Origin of the sequence: Lysobacter sp. 2RAF19 (assembly GCF_052115395.1) — a bacterium.
In the GTDB taxonomy this organism is placed as follows: domain Bacteria; phylum Pseudomonadota; class Gammaproteobacteria; order Xanthomonadales; family Xanthomonadaceae; genus Noviluteimonas.
The window spans coordinates 197,079-217,487 of record NZ_JBFRGO010000002.1 but is presented as its reverse complement, the minus strand read 5'-3'; the positions used below and the strand labels follow the sequence as shown (position 1 = coordinate 217,487).

Genomic DNA, 20,409 nt, shown 5'->3' with positions numbered 1-20,409 from the left:
GGCGTGCCGCTCACGCCGGAACAGCGCGCCGAACGCGCGGCGGCGCGACGTGCGTTGGCGCGCAAGGTGGCGATCCGCTCGGCGCTCGGCGCGCTCGCGCTCGGTGTGCTCGTGTTCGCGTTGGCGTACTGGTTGCTGACGACGGTCGGCGGGCGCGACGTGTTGCTCGCGCAGGTCGTTGCGCGCTTGCCTGCGGGCGCGACGCTGACCTGGGACAGCGCGGAAGGGCCGGTATCGGGGCCGCTGACGATGCATGGCGTGCGATTCGATTACGCGTCCGATCCCGCGCAACCGACCAAGCGCATCACCTTCACCGCGAAGACCGTGCATGTCGATCCGGCGATTCGCCCGCTGCTCGGCCGCACGCTGCGCCTGGATGCACTCGACGTGCGCGGCGCGACGCTCGAGATCCCCAAAAGCGACGAACCTTTCCAATTCCCGCGTTGGCCCGAATCGCTGCCGAAGATCGAGCCGCCGCTCGCCTTGCAGGCCGACACGATCCGCATCGAAGGACTGCGCGTCACGCAATCGGGCGCGCCGATGATTGCGATCCGCTCGGCCAGCGGCGGATTGCGTGCATCGCATGGTTTGCTGCACGTCGAACATCTGCAGGCCGACACCGATCTGGGCCGCTTCGCGGTGCACGGCGATTACGTGCCGCGCGATCGCTATCGCACCGATTTCCTCGCGACGGCCGTATTGCCGGCGCAACGCGGGCGCACGGCCCCGCGTTTCGGGATCGTCGCGCGCGGCGATGTCGCCAGGCTCGATGTCGCGATCGCAGGGCGCTTGCCTGCACCGGCGCAGGCGACCTTCTCGCTGCGTGGCGAACCGGATCCGCGTTGGCACCTGCGTGCGACGGCCCCGGTGCTCGATCTGTCGCTGCTGCGCGGCGGCGAACCGAGCGACACGCCACTCGCGGTCGAACTGCGCGCCGATGGGCTGGGCGGCAGCGCCACGATCCAGGGATCGGTGCGGCAGGGCGACCTGCGCGCGGTCATCCAACCCTCGAAGGTGCGTCTCGACGACAAGGTGCTGACGGTCGAACCGCTCGTGATCGACGCGCTCGATGGCCGCACGCGATTGCAGGGTTACGCGGACCTGCGCGATCCGGATCACCAGAAGCTGCGCTTCGCCATCAACGCGCGTGGCTTGCGCTGGGGTGGAACGGCCGATGCGCCGGCGGTCGTCGCCGATGCGGATTTCGGGATCGCGGGCAAGCCGGACACGTGGGCGGCGCAAGGCGAAGGCCGGTTCCTGCGCGAAGGCCAGCGCGCGACGCTGCGCTTCAACGCGCGCGGCGACACCGTGCACGCGGTCATCAATGCAATGCAGGCGCGCATGCCCAGCGGCACGCTCGATGCGAAAGGCGACGTGCATTGGTCGCCTGCGTTGGCGTGGCAACTCGATGCGTCGCTGGCGGGCTTCGATCCGGGGTATTTCGTGCCGTCCTTCCCCGGCCGCGTCGAAGGCAAGCTGACGACGAAAGGCAATGCGCGCAGCGATGGCCAGGGCTTCGACGCGACGCTGGATGCCCCAGCGTTGCGCGGTACCTTGCGCGGTCGCGCGCTCGATGCGCGTGCGAAAGTGGCGTTGCATGGCAGCGATGTCGAAGGCGATGTGGCCTTGTCGCTCGGCGGGAGCCGCGCATCGGCGAAGGGGCGCATCGGTGCGAGCTTGTCGGTCGATGCGCGCTTCGAACCGCTCCGCCTGGACGATCTGCTGCCCGGCGCGGGCGGCGTGCTGCGCGGCACGGCCTCGTTGCGCGGTCCGCGCGCGACGCCCGACATCGAAGCCGACCTCACCGGCGACGCACTGCACTGGGGCGATTACCGCGCGGCCTCGCTGCGCGCGAACGGCAAACTGCCGTGGCGCAATGGCAGTGGTGCGCTGCATGTGGAAGCGCACGATGTCGAAGCGGGCCTGGCGGTTTCGCGCCTGGTCGTCGATGCGCGCGGTGCGATGGAGCATCTGTCGCTCGACGCGACGGCGGACACCGCCTACGGCGGCGCGACGCTCTCGGGCAACGCGACCAGGCGCGGCGCGCAATGGGGCGGCACCTTGTCGACGCTGCGCCTGTCACCGATGAAGGGGACGCCGTGGGCGCTCGATCATCCGACGACGTGGCGTTGGGACGGCAACAACGGCACGCTTTCGAACACGTGCCTCTCCACGCAAGGCGGCGGCGCCCTGTGCGCCAGCGCCGATTGGCCGCGACGAGGCCTGGACGTGCGCGCCGATCGCCTCCCGCTCGAACTCGCGACGCCGTGGCTGCCTCCGCGCGACGACGACCGCCCGTGGTTGTTGCACGGCGACCTGCAATTGGTCGGGCATCTGCAGCCGGTCGGCAACGCGTGGCGCGGCAACGTGCGCGTGACGTCGGCCGACGGCGGGATGCGCAACAGTGAACGGTCGCGTCGCGACTTGTTGTCGTACAAGGGACTGCAGTTCGAAGCGCTGTTCGATCCGCAGCGCATCTCCGCCACGCTTGGCACGACGTTCAACGAGGACGGCCGCGTCGACGCACGCATCGCGACCGGCTGGGACGACTTCGCGCCGCTGTCGGGCCAGGTGAGCCTGCGCACCGATTCGCTGACGTGGATGGAGTTGTTGTCGCCGGACATCGTCGAGCCGACCGGCCTGCTCGAGGGGAACATCGCACTGGGCGGAACGCGCGCGCAGCCCGCGCTCGGCGGCAACGCGCATTTGTCGAACTTCCGCACGGAGGTCCCGTCGCTCGCGCTCGAACTGGTCGATGGCGATGTGCGGATGGAGGCGTTGCAGGACGGCTCGGCGCGCATCGCCGGCACGATCCGCTCCGGCGAAGGCACGCTGCGCGTGGATGGGTCGCTGGGTTGGCGCGGCGACGACACGCCGCTCGTCCTCAACGTCACCGGCGACAAGGTGCTCGCGGCCGATACGCGCGACCTGCACGCGGTGATCGCGCCGAACGTCGCGGTGCGATATGCGGCGAAGCAGCCGCTCGAAGTCACGGGCACGGTGACGGTGCAGGAAGCGCGCATCGCGCTCGAAGGCCTGGAGGGCGGTGCGACGCGTTCGCCGGACGTGGTCGTCCTCGACCCTGTCGACCCCAAGCGCACCGTGGAATCCCCGCTGTCGCTCGACCTCACGCTCGTGCTGCCCGAAGGCGCGGTCGCGCTCAACGGCTTCGGCCTGGACGGCACGTTGCAAGGACAGTTGCGCGTGCGCCAGCGCCCGGGCCGCGAAATGATCGGCAACGGCACGCTCGAAGTCGCGGGCAACTACAAGGCCTATGGGCAGAAATTGACGGTGTCGCAGGGCGAATTGATCTGGAGCAATGCGCCGATCGTCGATCCGCTACTCGACGTGCGCGCCGAGCGCGTCGTCGGTGATGTTACCGCCGGTATCCAGGTGCGCGGCCATGCGACGTCGCCGCAGGCGCAAGTGTGGGCGGACCCGGCGATGGATGAATCCGAGGCGCTCTCCTATCTCGCGCTCGGGCGCCCGCTCAGCAGTGCGAGCAGCGAGGAAGGGCGGCAGCTCGATGCGGCCTCGGCCGCGTTGTCGGCGGGCGGTGGATTGCTGGCGTCGCAACTCGCCACGCGCCTGGGCTTCGACGACGCCGGCGTGATGGATTCGCGCGCGCTTGGCGGCAACGTGTTCGGCGTGGGCAAATATCTCTCGCCGAAGTTGTACGTCGGCTACGGCGTGTCGCTGCTGGGCACCGGACAGGTGCTCACGTTGAAGTATTTGCTGCGCAAGGGCTTCGATATCCAGATCGAGTCGAGCGCGGTGGAGAACCGCGGATCCTTGAACTGGCGCAAGGAGAAGTAGGCGCGGATGTTTATCGCGATGTTTCCGGCCTGAGGGAAGGACGCGTCCGAATCTCGGCGCGTTAACGTCTCATTATGCGGCTCGGGGCGGTGCCGGATAGTGCGCGACGCTTTCCCGGACCACCATTCCCATGTCGCCCAGGTTCTTCCAACAACGTCTGCGCTGCGGGCAGGCAATCGTCGCCTCGACACTCCTCGTCTGGAGTGCGTTCGCCTCGGCCAACGTCATCGTTTATCCGATGACGACGCACATCGGGCCCGAGCACGAAGGCATCGGCCAGATCGAATTGCATTCGAAGAGCGATCAGGTGCAATACGTGAAAGTTCGCGTCGCGGAGATCGTCGCGCCGGCGACGCGCGATGAACGCGAGAACACGCTGTCGGCCGACGATGCGCTCGTCGTGTCGCCGCAGCGCCTGGTCCTGGCGCCGGCCTCCACGCGGACCGTCCGCCTCATCGCGCCGGTCGCGCCGCAGGAAGAGAAGGCGTATCGCGTCTATTTCGAGCCGGTCGATGCACCGTCCGACAGCACGCTCGAAGAAGCCAATACCGCCGACGTGTCGACGAAACTCGGCGTCAACCTAGTCTGGGGCGCACTGGTTCGCGTGTTGCCCGACAACGGTCGCATCGCCGCGCGCTTGGTCGACGATGGCAAGCGGATGCAGAACACCGGGACGCTGCGCATCGGCGCATTGAAGATCGGTCGCTGCCCCACTGTCGACAGCGAACGCAACTGTCGCTGGGTCGATGTCAACCGCAGCGTCTATCCCACACACGGCATCGAGATGCCGGATATCCAGGGCGCGGGCCATCTGGTCCTGCGCTACCAGACCAGTCAGGACGAAACGCCAAAGCTGCTCGCGCTTCAGCCCTGACACGCGGTGCGCATCGCGCGCCGCAAACCCGTCGGGCATCCGCCCGAAGTTTCCCGAACCGGCCGCATGCAGCGTGTCCTCGGGCTCCACTCAAGCAATCAAGGAAATCAACGCATGAAGCTCATCAAGCTCGTGCCGGCCCTCGCGCTGGCCCTCGTTTCGTTCTCCGCCGCCGCCGTGCAGAAGGACATCACGGTCGTCGCCAGCGTCGACCCGGCGGTGGAACTGCTGCAGGCCGACGGCACGCCGCTGCCGACCAGCATGACGATGGCCTACCTGCCGGGCAACGGCCTGCAGGCGACCGAGGTCAACACCCGCATCTTCACCAACGCCGCCAGCGACATGTCGGTCCGCCTGGCCGCCGCGCCGTCGCTGATCAACAACACCAACGCCGCCGCGCCGGCGATTCCGCTGGCCGTGACGTTCGGCGGCACCGCGGTGACCACCACGGCCATCGTGCTGACCGAAGCCAACCTGTTCCCGGGTGGCGACATCACCGCCGGTTCGGTCGCGCAGATGCTGCGCATCTCGCAGGCGACGCCGGGTGCGATCACGCACGCGGGCACGTACCAGGGCGTCGTCGGCGTCGTGGTCACGCCGAACCCGTAATGCGCATCGACGACGGGGCACGCATCGCGTGCCCCGCGTCACTTCATTCCCAATCGGAAGTCGCCCGTGCCTCGTCGCCTCCTGCTCTCACTCGCGATCTCGACCTGCCTCGCCGACCAAGCAACGGCGGGCATGCTGACGCATTCGGACGTGCCGGCCGGTTTCGAGAGCCTGGTCGACGGCCAGGTCGAACGCCTCGAAGTGCGCATCGCGGGCACGTCGCTCGGCCTGCATCCGGTGCTGGTGCGGCCCGACAGCCTGCACTTCGAAGATGCGTCGCGTTTGGCGCAGAACATGGTCGACGCCGGCGTCACGGCGTCCGCCGAATCGCTGCTCGTTGCGCTGAACACGCAGATGCCCGCGAACCGACATCTGGCCTGCGGCGATGCGGCCGTCGTCGAGACGCAATGCGGGTATATCGCGACCGAACAGGTCGCCGCCATCTTCGATGAATCGAAGGGCGTGGTGGAACTCTTCGCGAATCCGGCCTGGCTGCCGAGCGCATCGGCGCGTCGCTCGCGCTGGGTGGCGCCGACGCCCGCCGTGAACGCACTCGTGCATCGGCACGGGTTCAATTATTCGGACAACGCCGACTACCGCGCTTTCAGCGCGAACGGCATTGGTGCGCTGGGCATGGGCCAGCGCGGACATATCGGTTTCGAGTGGCAGTACGCGCACAACCGCCGCGAAGACGCGAGCGAAAGCCGCTTCGCGTTCGACGATGCGTATTACCGCCACGACTTCGATCGGTCGCACTACGTGCAGGCCGGTCGCATGGACATGCACGGGCTCGCCAGCCCCCTGGGCGGCAGCTTCCAGCTTGCGTTGATGCCCCTGGGCCGCATCGACGGCGTGCGCGCGGGCACCACGCTGGCGTGGATCGACCAGGAACAAGCCGGGCAAGGCACGCCGGTCTCGATCGTGTTGTCCCAGCGCGCGCGCGTGGATGCGTTCCGCGGGTCGCAGTTGCTCTCGACGTCCTACCTCGACGCGGGCATGCAGGCGATCGACACGCGTACCTTTCCCGTCGGCAGTTATCCGGTCACCCTGCGCGTGATCGAGAACGGCCGCGAGACGCGCAGCGAAACGGTTGCGTTCAGCCGCACGGGCGGTGAAGGTCTCGGTTCCGATCAGTGGCAGTGGTTCGCGCAGGGCGGTCGCGTCGTTGACGTCCCCGGCGATTCGAAGTCGCGCGATGTCGGGCAGTTCGGTGTGCGCCTGCCCACGATGCGTGGCGCGAGCCTGAGCAATGCGACGACGGTGTTCAATTCCGGGCGCGCGTACAACGAGACGCGCCTGGATTGGCGCGTGGCGACAGGCCTCGGTGCGTGGACGGTGTCCGCCGGCGCCCTGATCGGCAGCGACGGTACGCGCGGCGACCTGCAGCAATTGAGCGTCGGGCGCACGGTCGCGTGGAATCTGTATCGCCAGGCGATGCGCGCGAAAGACTGCCGCGTGGTGGAAGACTGGCCCGCGCCGCGTGGCTGCCAGTCCTCCTTGACCTCGACGGTGTCGGTGCCGCTCGGCGGCGGCGCGCTGACGGCCGGCTACACCTACGGCGGCGCCGATCAGTTCGATGCGCCGTGGCACGACCCGCAATCGCCGCTCCTGGATTCGGGCATGAACCGCCAGCGTAACGAGGGCTTCGATGCGACGTTCTCGCGCGCGTTCTCGGTACAGGGCGGTTTCATTTCCTTACGCATGGGTGCGTACCGCCGCGAAGCCAGCGGTGCCACCGACGACGGCGTGCATGCATCGCTGACGTTCTCGCGCCATCGCAATGCGCCGCAAGCCACGCGTGCGTCCGTGCATCAGTCGGCGTCGGTGGACGCGCAGTCCGCACGCAAGGGCGACGACGGTGCACAGTTGCGCGCGTCTCAGACGCATCGTTGGGACGGCGCTTCGCGACGCGAGTTGACCGTCTCGGCCGCGGCCGACACGGACTCGCGCTGGGAAGCCGGCGTCGACGGCCGCATCGATGGGCGCTACGGCACCGCCGGTGCATCGGCGTTCCATTACGACACGCAAACCGGATCCAACGTCGCGTGGACCGCGAACCACACCGGGTCGATCGCCGTCTCGCGCGATGGCCTGTTCCTCGGCGCAGGTGCGCCGGGCGGAACACCGGGCGCCGCCGTCGTCGTGCGCGTCAACGATTCCGCGCGCCGTTATCCCGAAGGCAGCATCGCGGCGAAGGTGGCGGGCGCATCGGCGGGCGACGTGCAGCTTGGCTTCGGCGATTCGATGTTGTTGCCGATGGAAGGTTATGCCGTCGCACGCACGCATATCGCGGACGGCGATGGCTCGCGACACAGCCTCGGCACGATCGTCTCCGGCGCGGGCCGCCGCGACTGGTTCCTGACGCCGGGCAAGCTCGGCGTGCAATCGATCGAAGCCACGTTGACGATGACCTACGTCGGCCGCCTGGTCGACGAGCGCGCCGAACCGCTGTCGCATGTCCTGCTGCTGGAGTCGCCGACTGGCCAGACGGGCGAGGACGGCAGTTTCATCGCGGAATTCGATGGCCACCCCGAACGCATCTTCGCGCTCGATCCGCTGCAACTGCATGTCTGCGAAGTCGCGACACCCGACGCGACCGCCGCCGTGCAGCGCCTGGGAACGACGCAGTGTCGCGTGGGCAATGTCGACGAGTTGCCGGTCGAATTGCGCGACGGTGAGCGGTTCAAGCGGTGGGCGTTGCGCCGCGTGGCGAATTTGCAGGCGAACATCGAGAAAGGGGAACCGTGATGCGTCGTTGCTTGCTTGCGTTGTTGCTCATCGCCGTTGGTTGCGCGGCCTCGGCGTCAGCCCAGGTCATCGTGCCTGCGGACAACCACGTCGCGGTCTCCAGGAGCATGACGCGCGGGTCCGCAGGCGGGTCGAATCTCAATTTCTGGCTAGGGGCTACGGGTGGCCGCGATCCTGGAGATCCCATCAAGTGGGGACGGAACTCTTGGACATGTTGGTCCGCCTCCAACCCGGACCAAGGCGCCTGCCCTACGAACCCTTCGCTATCAAGCAACGACGGCACTTCGACGATTCCTTTGCGCTTCACCGAAGCGCAATCGGGGATGTCTTTCGTACTCAATGTCGAGGCCTTCACCCTCAGGTATTGGTTCGAGAATTGCGCGTCCGAAAACAACCGAGGCCGCATCCACGCTGCGGTCTCCTACTTCTGCCGGTGGCCCAGCTACCTGGTTAATACCAGGAACGACGAGAGACGAATAACGGCCTACGTAACGCCGGCTGAACTTGCACGTCTGCCGACTGGTGGTGTGTGGAAAGCCAATCTCCACTTGCGCCTCACCCACTGGGAAGGCGCGCAGATTGCCAACTTCACCGCCGCGATCACCATCAATGTCACCGACAACCAGAACATGCAGGTGTTCCTGCCCGAGTTCGGATCGGCAACACCGCGCGTCGATCTGAATCTCCGATCCCTGCCCTCCGTCGGCGGCGCGCGCACTTCCGGCGAGCGTACGGTGGACGCTTGCCTCTATGACGGCTTCAATGCCAACAGCAACCGCTACACAGTCCGCATGATCGATCCGTCATCGACGGGCGCCGACGAGGCCGGTCGCTTCTTCGTGCGACACCCTTCGCCGCAGGGTGCGGCTGGTCAGAACCGCATCGAATACGAAGTGCGCTCGATGACGCGGCCATTTGGCTCGACGCAGTATCAATCCGGGCAGGATCGCGTGTTCGCCAACATCCCCGACGCCGAGCGTCGCCAGGTGTTTCTCCCAAACATTCCGGTGCCTGTGATCTGCACCCCATGGCCCCTGACCTTGCGCACGCCGGAATTCACCAGCGCCGACAAACGCGCCGGCCACTACAGCGGCGTGCTGCGCGTGGAGTTCTCCGCTTCCACGACCGCACCGTGACGCTGCGCTCGCGCCAATAAACAACCCCGGTCGTTGCCGACCGGGGTCCAGGCGATCCCCTTGGGGAAGATCGCGGAGTGGTTACGTGCGTTCGATCAGAACGTCACGCTCCAGGAGTTCAGCGTGCCGGTGTCGCCCGCGGCGTTGTCGTTCACGCGGAGGTTCCACGTGCCGTTCAGCGCTTCGGTCGCGAGGTTCACGGTGAAGGTCTGGATGATGTTGTCGGCGCTGCCGCCGGAACGATTGCTCAGCACATAGACGCTGCCATCCGGCGCCACCAGGTCCACCTTCAGGTCGCCCCGGTAGGTGTGCGTGATGTTGACGGCGACCTGCGCGTTGGACGGTGCGTTGCCGCTGCGACCGGAAACCGCGACCGGGCTGTTGATCGTCGTGTTGTCGAGGATCGCGAAGTCCGTGTCGTTGGCGTAGGTCTGCGTCGAACCACCGCCACCGGTCGAGTAGTCACCGAGCAGCGTGACGCCCGAGAACGTCGCGTAGGCCTTCAGGCGCACGTAGTACGTGCCCGCCGTGGGCGCGGCGAACGTGCAGGTTTCGGCGTTGCCCGACTTGTACGGACGGCACAGGTACGTGGTGTCCGTCGGCGTGGAGCCGAGGTTGACGTACATGTCCGCATCGCCCGTGCCGCCCGAGCTGGTGAACGTCAGGTTCGACGCACCGGCCGGAACGACCAGGGTGTAGACCTTGTCGGTCCCGGTGCTCGCACCGATGCCGGTGATCGCCACGCCCTTGGTCATCGGCGTCGGCGTACCGCCGCCACCGCCGCCGCCCGAGCACGAGACGCCCACGACGGTGAACGCCGCGGTGACGTCGGCCTTGTTGTAGCCCAGGTCCTGCGCCGCGGTTTCGACGCCGCACGCGCCCGAGTTGAAGGTGCTGCTCGGGGTCCAGTACAGGGCGTTGGCGCGCGCGAAGGTCTTGAACGCCTTCACCGTGTCCCAACCCGTCGTCTTGGCCAGGGTGCAGAAGGCCTTGTTGTACACGCCGGAGCTGTAATGCACGTCCAGGCCCGAGGTGTACTGCGAGGCGTTGTCGATCGAGCCACCGTCGGCCGGCGGGTTGCACATGTAACGCAGCGCACCGGTGGGCGACTTGAAGATTTCACGGCCGACGTCGAAGTCGTTCGTGCCCTTCCAGAAGTACTCGGTCGCTTCGCCGCCCATGTCGGAGAAGGCTTCGTTCATGCCGCCGGACTGGCCGGAGTAGGTCAGGTTGGAATGCTGCTCGGTGTAACCGTGCGAGACCTCGTGGCCCGAGACGTCGGCGTTGACCAGCGGATAGAACGTGCTGGCGCCGTCGCCGAAGGACATGTACGAGCCGTTCCAGAAGGCGTTCTCGTAGTTGGTGCCGTAGTGCACGCGCATGATCAGCTGGAACGTCAGCGCGTTGGTGCCGGTGTAGGTGTTGTACATGTTCTGGATCACGCCGCCGAAGAAGTGGGCGTCGTTGATCGGCGAGTACGCACCGTTGATGGTCTTGTAGGTGTTGCGCGGGCAGGTGTAGGTGTACGCCGTCGTGCTGGCGCCGGTGCTGCCGTTGAGGTTCACCGACTTGACGTTGGCGTTGTTCATCGTGCACGTCGTGCCGCTCTGCGCGACGTCGAGGTACGGATGCAGGCCGGTGGTGCCGGTGTATTCGTACTGGCCGGTCTTGGCGTTGCCGCCGGGGCCCGTGCCCACGAGCGCATGCGTCAGGCCGTCCCACTGCTTCAGCACGCGGCCGCTGTTCGCATCGACGATGACGAACGGGCGCGTCGGCGAACCACCGCCGGCGGTGTCGGCGAAGTACGACACGACGTAGGCCAGGTGCGCGCGGTCGTTGTCGTCGACGAAGATCGACAGCTCGGACTTGGCGTTCTCGATGCGCATGAAGCCGAGGCGATTACCGAGGCCCGCGCTCTTGCCGAGCGCCAGGGCGTTGGCCGGCGTGAGCTTGGCGGCCACGGCGGGCAGTTCACCGGCCAGGCCGTTGACCATGCGGCCGAAGATGTTGCGGACGTTACCGTCCTTGCCTTCGCTGACCACCACGTGCTCGCCCCACACGGGGATGCCGCGGAAGGTCTGCTGGTAGCGCGTGTGGCGGGTGCCGTCCTTGTCGATGCTCGTGCGCAACTCGCGCAGGTTCGAGTTGGCGTCCATGTTGAGCATTTCGGCATGGCGCTCGCGCGCCTGCAGAGCGATGCCCGCGCGAGCGGAGACGAGCTTGTTCTGCGCGTTGACCTGGGTGACGTTGAGGCGATGCAGGTCGGTGCGTTGTGCAGCGATCGCACCCTGCGCGGTGAGCGCGAGGGTGGTGGCAGCCGCGAGTGCTGCCAGGCGGTGATTGCGATTCACGAAGTGGTACCCCCGAAAGTGGATTGAATTAATGACCGCGATGGCTCCCGCGGCCTGCGTTCCTTGCAGTTGTTGCAATCCGGCCCCTGTCGTTTGTCCACCCCTGCAGTGGACATGCGTCGCTCGGACCACCACCCGTCGCTTTTGTTTGTTGTGCGCAGAGCGGTCGTCGGACGCTAGGGGCGTGCGGCGGGTACGTCAAAACGAAAACGGTTTCGGGATCAGGCCTACCTGAACGGAAGCTTTCCGCAACGCGGCAGTAGGGCGGCGCTATGCCGCGCTTTTTGCAGGGTTTTTTGCACGCTGCGGCGCAATAGCGCCGCTTGCGGCTTCACGTGGCCTCCACGCGCCTGTTTGTGCGCTGCAGCAGGGCTATGCGCAAAAAGTGTCACTGTGGGGCGCGGATCACACTTTTCTTGCGCGCGGCTGCAGAGGGCTCAACCGCGTGGTGCGACCTTCGCGCCGGCCAGATGCGGGCGGCCGTCGACGATGTCGGTCCACACGACGAAGGCCACGCCGTTGCGCACGGCGATCTTGGGGAAGCCGGTTCCGCGACCGCGTCCGGTGAGGATGGCGAGCTCGGTCTTTTCCGGCGCGCCGCCCTGGTTGGGATAGCGCGCGAGCTGCACGGTCTGGCCTTTCGCGTCTTCGCGGAGCCAGACCAGCCAGGTCGAATCGCCGTCCTTCGCCACGTCCACGCGGCCCTGCAGGGTCGCGCCCTGGTCCACGTCGATCGGCGCATCGAAGGTGTTGCCACTGTCCTTGCTGCGCGCCAGGCGCAACACCGGCTTGTCGTTGGGCGCGGTGTACCAGGCGACCGCGACCGCGGGGCCCCACGCGCCCACGGACGGGCCGTTGAGCGGGCAACCCGACATCTTCCAACCGTCGGCAAACACGGGCTTGGGCGCATCCCACTTGCCGACGCGCAGATGCGTGGCGGAGATGTCGCGGATTTCGTCCTTCGTGCGATCGCGGTAGACCAGCAGCGGGCCGGTGTCGGTCAGCACCGCGTCGGTGCCGCAGCAATCGCAGGTCGAGGCGTCGATCTCGGCGTCGTTGCTCCGCTGGAGCCCACCGTCGAAACGCGCGCCGCGGACGGTCATCTCGCCTGCCGCGCCTTCGTCGTGGTCGTGCGCCGGCATGTTGGCGTCGTGCGTGTGCGTCGCGCCTGCGGTCCTGCGACCGTCGAGCCAGGCGATGCCGATCGCGTCCTGGTCTGCGGCCCACATCGAGACGAAGCCGTGTTCGGTACCGGTCGCATCGTCGTTGACCGCCACCGGCGGCGCCCAATGCACGCCGTTGTCGGGCGAACGCGAGAGCACGATGTCGGAGGCGTGCGGCGATTTTCCATCGGCGGGCGTCTGCAGCCAGTGCGCCCACAGCGCGCGATCCTCGGTCATCAGGATGTGCGGCGTGTTCGCCCAGTTCGCGGTGAGCGTGCGGCCGACGGCGATGGTCTTCGGCGCCGATTCCCAGCTGTCGTCGCCGAGATACGCGGCGTATTGGAGGGCGTTGCGATCGCCCTGCCTGCGAATCCAGCTGAGGAGCAGGCGGCCGTCGGGACCGACGGAGAGATCCGGTTGCGCGGCGCCGTCGGGCGTCGGCAATGCCCATTGGTTGACGATCAGTGCGGATTGGGCGTTCGCGTCGGTGGCCGTCGCGGGCGTCTTTGCTTCGGGCGCGGGCGAACGCGAACAGGCCGCAAGCGCGGCGATCAGTGCGAGGGAGAGCAGGCGGGGGGTCGTGTTCATGCGCGGAGCGTACTCCCGCCGCGCGCACGTGCGCGTGTGCCGGTTGTGTCAGGCCACGCGCGTGCCGCGCGACCGCGCCAGGTGCACGAGCAGCAGCGAAATCGCCGCCGGCGTCATGCCCGGGATGCGCTGGGCCTGGCCGATGGTTTCCGGTCGCACGCGCGCGAGCTTCTGCTGCACTTCGGCCGACAGCCCGCGCACGGCCGCGTAGTCGAAGGCGGCCGGGATCGCCGTGGTTTCGTGACGCTGCTGGCGCGCGATCTCGTCGCGCTGGCGGTCGAGGTAGCCGGCGTACTTCACCCCGATCTCGACCTGCTCGGCGACCTTCGCATCCACCACGCCGGGGCCGAGCGCGGGCAATTGCATGAGCTTGGCGTAGTCCAGTTCCGGGCGCTTCATCAGGTCGAGCGCGTTGGCCTCGCGCGTGAGTGCCACGCCGAGCGTTGCTTCGAGTTCGCGGCCGAGCGCGTTGTTCGGCGACGCCCACGCGGCGCGCAGGCGATCTTCTTCCTTCGCGATCGCTTCGCGCTTGGCGTCGAAGCGCGAGAAGCGCGCATCGTCGACCAGGCCCAGTTCGCGCCCGATGGGCGTCAGCCGCAGGTCGGCGTTGTCTTCGCGCAGCTGCAGGCGGTATTCGGCGCGCGAGGTGAACATGCGGTACGGCTCGTTCGTGCCGTGCGTGATCAGGTCGTCGACGAGCACGCCGAGATAGGCCTCGTCGCGGCGCGGCGACCAGGCATCGCGCTGTTGCACGAAGCGCGCGGCGTTGAGGCCGGCGAGCAAGCCTTGCGCGGCGGCTTCTTCGTAGCCGGTGGTGCCGTTGATCTGGCCGGCGAAGAACAGGCCAGCGACGGCCTTGGTTTCCAGCGAGGCTTTCAGGCCGCGCGGATCGAAGAAGTCGTATTCGATGGCGTAACCGGCACGCGTGATGTGCGCCTGCTCGAAGCCGCGGATCGAACGCACGAGTTGCAGCTGCACGTCGAAGGGCAGCGACGTCGAGATACCGTTGGGATAGATCTCGGTGACATCGAGCCCTTCGGGTTCGACGAAGATCTGGTGCGAAGCCTTCTCGGCGAAGCGCACCACCTTGTCTTCGATGGACGGGCAATAGCGCGGGCCGATGCCTTCGATCTGGCCGGTGTACAGCGGCGAGCGATCCAGCGCGCCGCGGATGATCTCGTGCGTGCGTTCGCTGGTGTGCGTGATCCAGCACGAGACCTGGCGCGGATGGTCCTCGCGCGAGCCGATGAAGGACATCACCGGGCGCGGGTCGTCGCCGGGCTGTTCTTCCATCACGCTGTAGTCGAGTGTGCGGCCGTCGATGCGCGGCGGCGTGCCGGTCTTCAGGCGATCGACGACGAAGGGACGCTCGCGCAGGCGCGCGGCGAGCGTTGTCGCGGGCGGATCGCCGGCGCGGCCGGCGGCGTATTGCGTCTGGCCGACGTGGATCTTGCCGGCGAGGAAGGTGCCCGCGGTCAACACGACAGCGGGCGCTTCGAAGCGCAGGCCGGTCTGCGTGATCGCACCGCGCACGGTGTCGCCTTCGATGACCAGGTCGTCGACCGCGGCCTGGAACACGACCAGGTTGGGTTGCGCTTCGACCATCCGGCGGATCGCGGCGCGATACAGTGCGCGATCGGCCTGGCAACGCGTCGCCCGCACCGCCGGGCCCTTGGACGCATTCAGCGTGCGCCACTGGATGCCCGCGGCATCGGCCGCGCGCGCCATCGCACCGCCGAGTGCGTCGATTTCCTTGACCAAGTGGCCTTTGCCGATGCCGCCGATCGCCGGGTTGCAACTCATCGCGCCCACGGTTTCGACGTTGTGCGTGAGCAGCAACGTGCGCGCACCCGTGCGCGCGGCGGCGAGCGCGGCTTCGGTGCCGGCGTGGCCACCGCCGATGACGATGACGTCGTGGCGGAAGAAATCGGACATGGTGGACAAGGGTGTCGCGGACAGGCTGCGCATTTTACTTGCGTGCCGTTCGGGGACCTGAATGACGCGAAGGCATGCTTGGCACGCTTCCTGCGACATCTATCACTGCACCCGGGGTGGCAGGCGCACCAAGCGCTGCCGGATTGGAACAGGGGCTGGCGAGTACACGCCGGGGGAGCGCAGGGGCCGAATGTCGGGGGACGTTCGGCCCCTTTTTTATGTCCGCGATTTGCCGGGATTGGGGCCCGCTAGGGGCCGCGCATCGCCTGGTGGCGATCTGCAAGGGTGGCCGACGCCCCGCGAGGTGCGGAACAGGGGGGATCCGTGGGTTCCCCGAGGGGCGTCGACATGGTCGGGCCTGCCGCGAGTTGTGTCGCAAAGCGACGCAACTCGTCACTCGCGGCCTACTGTGCGCCCCCGTCCGGCCGAGCGCAACACCTCAAGGCGTGTCGCCCGACCCACTTTTAATGCGCGCTCGTTCGGCGGCGCGCTCGTGGCGGATCGTCGGGGTGAACGTCGGGCTGGGCGACGGCGACATCGGTCGCGGCGGCGGTGGCGGCCGCAGGGACGGCGACGGTGACGGCGGCGGCGTGCGCAGGGGCATCGGGCGGGAAACCGGTGCGGCCGGCATGCCCTCTTCGACGACATCGTTGCGATGCACGCGCGGCGGCATCACCGGCGGGTTGCCGCCGCGCGGTCCGGCCCATTCGACCTGGCGGTGGCTGCGCAATTCGCGGGGCTCACCGCCACCGCCCGTGCTCGGCGGCGGCGGCGGCGGATTGTGGGGATGGTGCGGCCTGTACGGCCCGCGATCGCCACCGCGATAACCGCCGTAGTAGCCGCCGTAATACCCACCGTAGTAGCCGGGATAACCGCCCCAGTAGCCGAAGCCGCCACCCCAACCCGGATATGGCCCGTAATACGCGCCGGGGTAACCGCCATACCAGCCGGCCGACGGCACGTAGTGGTAATCGGTGTACGGCTCGCCGGAGTAGTAATCGCCTTCGCCGTTCTGGTGATAGGTGTAGCCCGTCGCGCAACCGCCGAGTAGGACGGCGGCGGCGAGCAGGAGCAATCGCTGCGTGGACATGGTCATCCCCTGTGGATGCCACGAGATTCCGCCCGCGGCGTTGAATTGCTGCTTAATCTTTCCGGTTCCACGTTGTACTCCCTGAACCGTCAGTGCAACGTTTAGCATGCCGGCATGAATCCACCCGTCCAACTCCTGCCGGCCTTCGGCGACGTCCTCGCCGCCGCCGCGCGCATCGCGCCCCACGCCCACGCCACTCCGGTGCTCCGCTCCCGCGCCATCGACGCGCTGGTCGGCACGTCGGTGGCCTTCAAGGCCGAACACCTGCAACGCGCCGGTGCGTTCAAGTTCCGCGGCGCGTGCAACGCGGTGTGGTCGATGACCGACGAACAGGCCGCGCGCGGCGTGGTCACGCATTCTTCCGGCAACCACGGTGCGGCGCTCGCGCTTGCGGCGCGCACGCGCGGCATCGCCTGCCACGTCGTCGTGCCCGAGGGCGCGGTGAAATCCAAGCTCGCCGCGATCGAAGCCTACGGCGCAACCCTGCACCACTGCGCGGCGACCATCGCCGCGCGCGAAGCCGCGTGCGCGCAACTGCAACGCGACACCGGCGCGCAACTGGTGCATCCCTATACCGATGCGCGCGTCATTGCCGGCCAGGGCACCGCTGCACTCGAACTGATGAATCAATGCGACGGCGCGCTCGATGCGGTGATCGTGCCGGTCGGCGGTGGTGGCCTGGCGTCGGGTACGGCGCTCGCCGTCGCGGCGACCCTGCCCCACGCACGCGTTTTCCTCGCCGAGCCGGCGGGCGCGGCGGAAACCGCCGCATCGCTCGCGCAGGGCCATCGCGTGACGGACTTCGTGCCCGACACGATTTGCGATGGCTTGCGCGGCACGCTCGGTGAACCGAATTTCGAGCTGCTGCGTGCGCACGACGTGGAAACGCTCGTCGTCGACGACGCCGACACGATCGAGGCGATGCGCCTGCTGTTCTCGCGCATGAAGCAGGTCATCGAGCCTTCCTCGGCGACCGTGCTCGCGGCCTTGCTGCGTCATCGCGAACGGTTCGCCGGCCTGCGCGTGGGCGCGATCCTTTCCGGCGGCAACGTCGACCTCGACGCCATCGCCACGCTGTTCGCGAAGGGCCGCGCGTGAGCGGCGCCGAACCGGCGACACCGCAGGCGCGCGCGCTCGCCACCTTGCGCGCCTATTACGAAGCGCTCAACCGCCCGGACCCCGACGGCGTCGTCGCGCTGCTCACCGACGATGTCGTGCACGACCTCAACCAGGGGCCGCGCGAAGTGGGCAAGCCGGCGTTCCGCGAATTCCTGCAGCGCATGGAGCTCTGCTACCACGAGCGGCTGCACGACTTCGTGCTCCTGGCTTCGGCCGACGGCCTGCATGGCGCGGCCGAATACGTCGTCGATGGCGAATACGTCGCCGACGACATCGGCATGCCGCCGGCGCAAAATCAGAAATACCGCATGCCCGGTGCCGCGTTCTTCGCATTCCGGGAGGGTCGCATCTGCCGGGTGAGCGACCACTACAATCTGCAGGAATGGTTTTCCCAAGTCGCACAGGCCTGATGGACATCCTGCGAAAGCCCGCCACGTGGGTCGCCATCATCGCCGTCTGCCTGTCGCTGCTGTTCCTCGGGCATCGCGGCACGTGGGATCCGGATGAAGGCCGTTACACGAACGTCGGGCTCAACATGCTCGACAGCGGCGACTGGCTCAACCCGCGTCGCAACGAAGAAATCGGGCATTGGACCAAGCCGCCGATGACCTATTGGGCGATCGCCTCGAGCGTCGCCGTCTTCGGTACGAATCCCTGGGCCGCGCGCCTTCCCGGTGCGCTGGCCTACCTGCTGTGCGTGTGGCTGGTGTGGCGCATGGGGCGGCGCCTGTCGCCGGGCAGCGAAGCGACGGCGGCGTTGGCCTACGCAACGATGCTGCTCACGATCGGCGCATCGCAATACATCACCACCGACTACCTCCTCACCGCGTTCTCGACGATCGCGATGCACGGGTTCGTGGAGGCGCGCTTCGGCGATACGCGGCGGCGGTGGTGGATCGCGACGATCTGGATCGGGTTCGCGCTGGCGTTTTTGACGAAGGGGCCGCCGACCTTGCTGCCGCTGCTCGCGGTGGTCGCGTTCGACTGGATGCTTCCCGGGAAGCAGCGCCCGCGCGTGTTCGGATGGTCTGCGTTGTTGTTCCCGTTGGTGGCGCTGCCCTGGTATCTGGCGGTCGTGCGCCAACATCCGGGGCTGCTGCAACATTTCCTCGGCAGCGAAGTGATCGCGCGCGTGGCGAGCGACGATTTCTCGCGCCATGGCGAGTGGTACGGTTTCCTCGTCGTGTACGTGCCGACGCTGTTGTTCGGCACCTTGCCGTGGACGCCGGCATTGCTGCGTTGGGCCAGGCGCCTGCCGTCGGACGTGCGGGGCTGGTGGCGCAGCGGAACGCAGCGCGCCGCCGACGCGCCGTGGTTGCTGCTCGTGTTGTGGATCGCGCTGCCGCTGGTCGTGTTCTGCCTGGCACGCTCGCGGATGCCGCTGTACCTGCTTCCCCTGTTCACGCCGCTGGCCTTGCTGGTCGGGCTGCAGCGGCATCGCGAAGGCCGCGCATTGCCGCGCTGGCCGTGGATCGCCGCGTGGGTGGCGCTGGTGCTCGCGATGCAGATCGGCGCGGGCTTCTGGCGCACGCACAAGGACGCGTCGGAATGGGCGGATCAGATCCGCCAGCGCGCGGCCGGCCAACCGGTCACCGAGGTGGTCTTCGTCGAGGACATGACGCGCTACGGGCTGCACCTGGAGCTCGGGTTGTCGACGCACATCGAGAAGATTTCGCTGTATCCGCTGCCGCAATCGAAGTTCGACCGGGTCTACGACGAGTTGCTCGAAGAGGAACTGGCCGAGCATGAGTCGGGCGCGCTGTGGATCTGCAAGGCCGGCACCTTTCCCAAGGTCCTGGCCCGCATCCGCGCGGCCGGTTATGAGGCCACGCCCCTGGGCACGCCCTGGCAGGGCCGGATGTTCTTCCGCGTGGTTCGCCGCTGAGGCCGGGTGGGCGACAATGGGCGTCTTCCCGCCGCCCGACGACGCCCCGCCATGTCCGACTTCGACAAGAACGGCTCCATTTCCCTCACGCGCCACCTCATCGAGGAAGAGCGCGCCGGCCGCATCAACGCCGACCTGCGGCTGCTGATCGAAGTCGTCGCCCGCGCGTGCAAGTCGATCTCGGTGTCCGTCGGCAAGGGCGCGCTCGGTGGCGTGCTCGGTGAAGCGGGCAGCGGCAACATCCAGGGCGAGGCGCAGAAGAAGCTCGACGTCATCGCCAACGACGTGTTGCTCGAAGCCAATGCGTGGGGCGGCCATCTCGCCGCGTGCGCGTCGGAAGAGATGGACCACTGCCAGCCGATTCCCGACGTTTATCCGCGCGGCAACTACCTGCTGCTGTTCGATCCCCTCGACGGCAGCAGCAACATCGACGTCAACGTGTCGGTCGGCACGATCTTCTCGGTGCTGCGCTGCCCTGAAGGCGTGACGCTCGCGGAAGATGCGCACTTCCTGCAACCGGGGACCACGCAGGTCGCCGCCGGTTATTGCATCTATGGGCCGAGCACGATGCTCGTGCTGTCGATCGGCCACGGCACGCACGCCTTCACGCTGGATCGCGAAATGGGCTCTTTCGTGCTCACGCAGCGCGACATGACGGTGCCGCCGGCGACGAAGGAATTCGCGATCAACATGTCGAACCAGCGTCACTGGGAAGCGCCGATGCAGGACTACGTGCGCGACCTGCTCGCGGGCGAGACCGGCCCGCGCGGCAAGAACTTCAACATGCGCTGGATCGCGAGCATGGTGGCCGACGTGCATCGCATCCTCACCCGCGGCGGCATCTTCATCTACCCGTGGGACAAGAAGGACCCGACGAAGGTCGGCAAGCTGCGCCTGATGTACGAAGCCAATCCGATGAGCTATCTCATCGAGCAGGCCGGCGGCGCCGCGACCAACGGCCGCACGCGCATCCTCGACCTGGTGCCGACGGAATTGCACCAGCGCGTGCCGGTGTTCCTGGGCTCACGCGAGGAAGTGGCGAAGGCCACCGAATACCACCTCTCGCACGACGCGAAGGCGAAGACCGCCGCGTAA

General features: G+C 67.6%; 13 protein-coding genes. 9 read left to right on the top strand and 4 right to left on the bottom strand.

Going from position 1 to position 20,409, the window contains the following annotated elements; all coding sequences use genetic code 11:
* Nucleotides 1–3: 3 nt before the first annotated feature.
* From AB4059_RS07800 to AB4059_RS07780, 5 genes are all read left to right on the top strand, one after another.
* Nucleotides 4–3,816 (top strand): translocation/assembly module TamB domain-containing protein, encoded by a 3,813-nt coding sequence (locus tag AB4059_RS07800; RefSeq protein WP_498978237.1) that lies wholly within the window; start codon nucleotides 4–6, stop codon nucleotides 3,814–3,816.
* Between the two features lie 130 nt (nucleotides 3,817–3,946).
* Complete coding sequence (locus AB4059_RS07795; protein ID WP_498978235.1) at nucleotides 3,947–4,690, top strand: fimbrial protein; 744 nt, start codon at nucleotides 3,947–3,949, stop codon at nucleotides 4,688–4,690.
* Between the two features lie 114 nt (nucleotides 4,691–4,804).
* Nucleotides 4,805–5,299, top strand: a complete 495-nt coding sequence (locus AB4059_RS07790) for a CS1 type fimbrial major subunit (RefSeq protein WP_498978233.1) — start codon at nucleotides 4,805–4,807, stop codon at nucleotides 5,297–5,299.
* 66 nt (nucleotides 5,300–5,365) lie between these two features.
* The gene (locus AB4059_RS07785) at nucleotides 5,366–8,047 is read left to right on the top strand and encodes a TcfC E-set like domain-containing protein (RefSeq protein ID WP_498978231.1); all 2,682 of its coding nucleotides are present in this window, start codon (nucleotides 5,366–5,368) and stop codon (nucleotides 8,045–8,047) included.
* Nucleotides 8,047–9,183, top strand: coding sequence for a CblD like pilus biogenesis initiator family protein (locus AB4059_RS07780; RefSeq protein ID WP_498978229.1), 1,137 nt, complete (start codon nucleotides 8,047–8,049; stop codon nucleotides 9,181–9,183). Before AB4059_RS07785 ends, AB4059_RS07780 begins: the two co-directional genes overlap by 1 nt.
* 95 nt (nucleotides 9,184–9,278) lie before the next feature.
* Here AB4059_RS07780 and AB4059_RS07775 read toward each other — a convergent pair whose 3' ends face one another.
* The 4 genes from AB4059_RS07775 to AB4059_RS07760 form a co-directional block, all read right to left on the bottom strand.
* On the bottom strand, nucleotides 9,279–11,534 hold the full coding sequence (locus AB4059_RS07775) for a M4 family metallopeptidase (protein ID WP_498978227.1): 2,256 nt from the start codon (nucleotides 11,532–11,534) through the stop codon (nucleotides 9,279–9,281).
* 437 nt (nucleotides 11,535–11,971) lie between these two features.
* Nucleotides 11,972–13,285: a hypothetical protein gene (locus AB4059_RS07770; RefSeq protein WP_498978226.1), complete on the bottom strand. Its 1,314-nt coding sequence runs from the start codon at nucleotides 13,283–13,285 to the stop codon at nucleotides 11,972–11,974.
* Between the two features lie 48 nt (nucleotides 13,286–13,333).
* Nucleotides 13,334–15,220 (bottom strand): tRNA uridine-5-carboxymethylaminomethyl(34) synthesis enzyme MnmG, encoded by a 1,887-nt coding sequence (gene mnmG, locus AB4059_RS07765; RefSeq protein WP_498979036.1) that lies wholly within the window; start codon nucleotides 15,218–15,220, stop codon nucleotides 13,334–13,336.
* Between the two features lie 439 nt (nucleotides 15,221–15,659).
* A complete protein-coding gene (locus AB4059_RS07760) occupies nucleotides 15,660–16,310 on the bottom strand; it encodes a hypothetical protein (RefSeq protein ID WP_498978224.1) in 651 nt (216 codons plus the stop codon).
* Nucleotides 16,311–16,424: 114 nt separating this feature from the next.
* Here AB4059_RS07760 and AB4059_RS07755 point away from each other — a divergent pair, with 114 nt between their 5' ends.
* From AB4059_RS07755 to AB4059_RS07740, 4 genes are read left to right on the top strand one after another with little or no spacing between them, the layout of a single operon-like run.
* Entirely contained in the window at nucleotides 16,425–17,408 is a 984-nt protein-coding gene (locus AB4059_RS07755) for a threonine ammonia-lyase (RefSeq protein WP_498978222.1), read from the top strand.
* Nucleotides 17,405–17,839: a ketosteroid isomerase-related protein gene (locus AB4059_RS07750; RefSeq protein ID WP_498978220.1), complete on the top strand. Its 435-nt coding sequence runs from the start codon at nucleotides 17,405–17,407 to the stop codon at nucleotides 17,837–17,839. The genes AB4059_RS07755 and AB4059_RS07750 overlap by 4 nt, the downstream gene beginning before the upstream one ends.
* Nucleotides 17,839–19,314 carry a glycosyltransferase family 39 protein gene (locus tag AB4059_RS07745; protein WP_498978218.1) on the top strand — a complete coding sequence of 492 codons (1,476 nt, stop codon included), beginning with the start codon at nucleotides 17,839–17,841 and terminating at the stop codon, nucleotides 19,312–19,314. The genes AB4059_RS07750 and AB4059_RS07745 overlap by 1 nt, the downstream gene beginning before the upstream one ends.
* 51 nt (nucleotides 19,315–19,365) lie before the next feature.
* Nucleotides 19,366–20,409 carry a class 1 fructose-bisphosphatase gene (locus AB4059_RS07740; RefSeq protein ID WP_498978216.1) on the top strand — a complete coding sequence of 348 codons (1,044 nt, stop codon included), beginning with the start codon at nucleotides 19,366–19,368 and terminating at the stop codon, nucleotides 20,407–20,409.

What these genes read in the sequence shown, in the direction of transcription:
- AB4059_RS07795 (WP_498978235.1), top strand. Translation starts at nt 3,947, where the DNA reads ATGTCGCCCAGGTTCTTCCAACAACGTCTGCGCTGCGGGCAGGCAATC.
- AB4059_RS07780 (WP_498978229.1), top strand. Translation starts at nt 8,047, where the DNA reads ATGCGTCGTTGCTTGCTTGCGTTGTTGCTCATCGCCGTTGGTTGCGCG.
- AB4059_RS07790 (WP_498978233.1), top strand. Translation starts at nt 4,805, where the DNA reads ATGAAGCTCATCAAGCTCGTGCCGGCCCTCGCGCTGGCCCTCGTTTCG.
- AB4059_RS07755 (WP_498978222.1), top strand. Translation starts at nt 16,425, where the DNA reads ATGAATCCACCCGTCCAACTCCTGCCGGCCTTCGGCGACGTCCTCGCC.
- AB4059_RS07745 (WP_498978218.1), top strand. Translation starts at nt 17,839, where the DNA reads ATGGACATCCTGCGAAAGCCCGCCACGTGGGTCGCCATCATCGCCGTC.
- mnmG (WP_498979036.1), bottom strand. Translation starts at nt 15,220, where the DNA reads ATGTCCGATTTCTTCCGCCACGACGTCATCGTCATCGGCGGTGGCCAC.
- AB4059_RS07770 (WP_498978226.1), bottom strand. Translation starts at nt 13,285, where the DNA reads ATGAACACGACCCCCCGCCTGCTCTCCCTCGCACTGATCGCCGCGCTT.
- AB4059_RS07740 (WP_498978216.1), top strand. Translation starts at nt 19,366, where the DNA reads ATGTCCGACTTCGACAAGAACGGCTCCATTTCCCTCACGCGCCACCTC.
- AB4059_RS07760 (WP_498978224.1), bottom strand. Translation starts at nt 16,310, where the DNA reads ATGTCCACGCAGCGATTGCTCCTGCTCGCCGCCGCCGTCCTACTCGGC.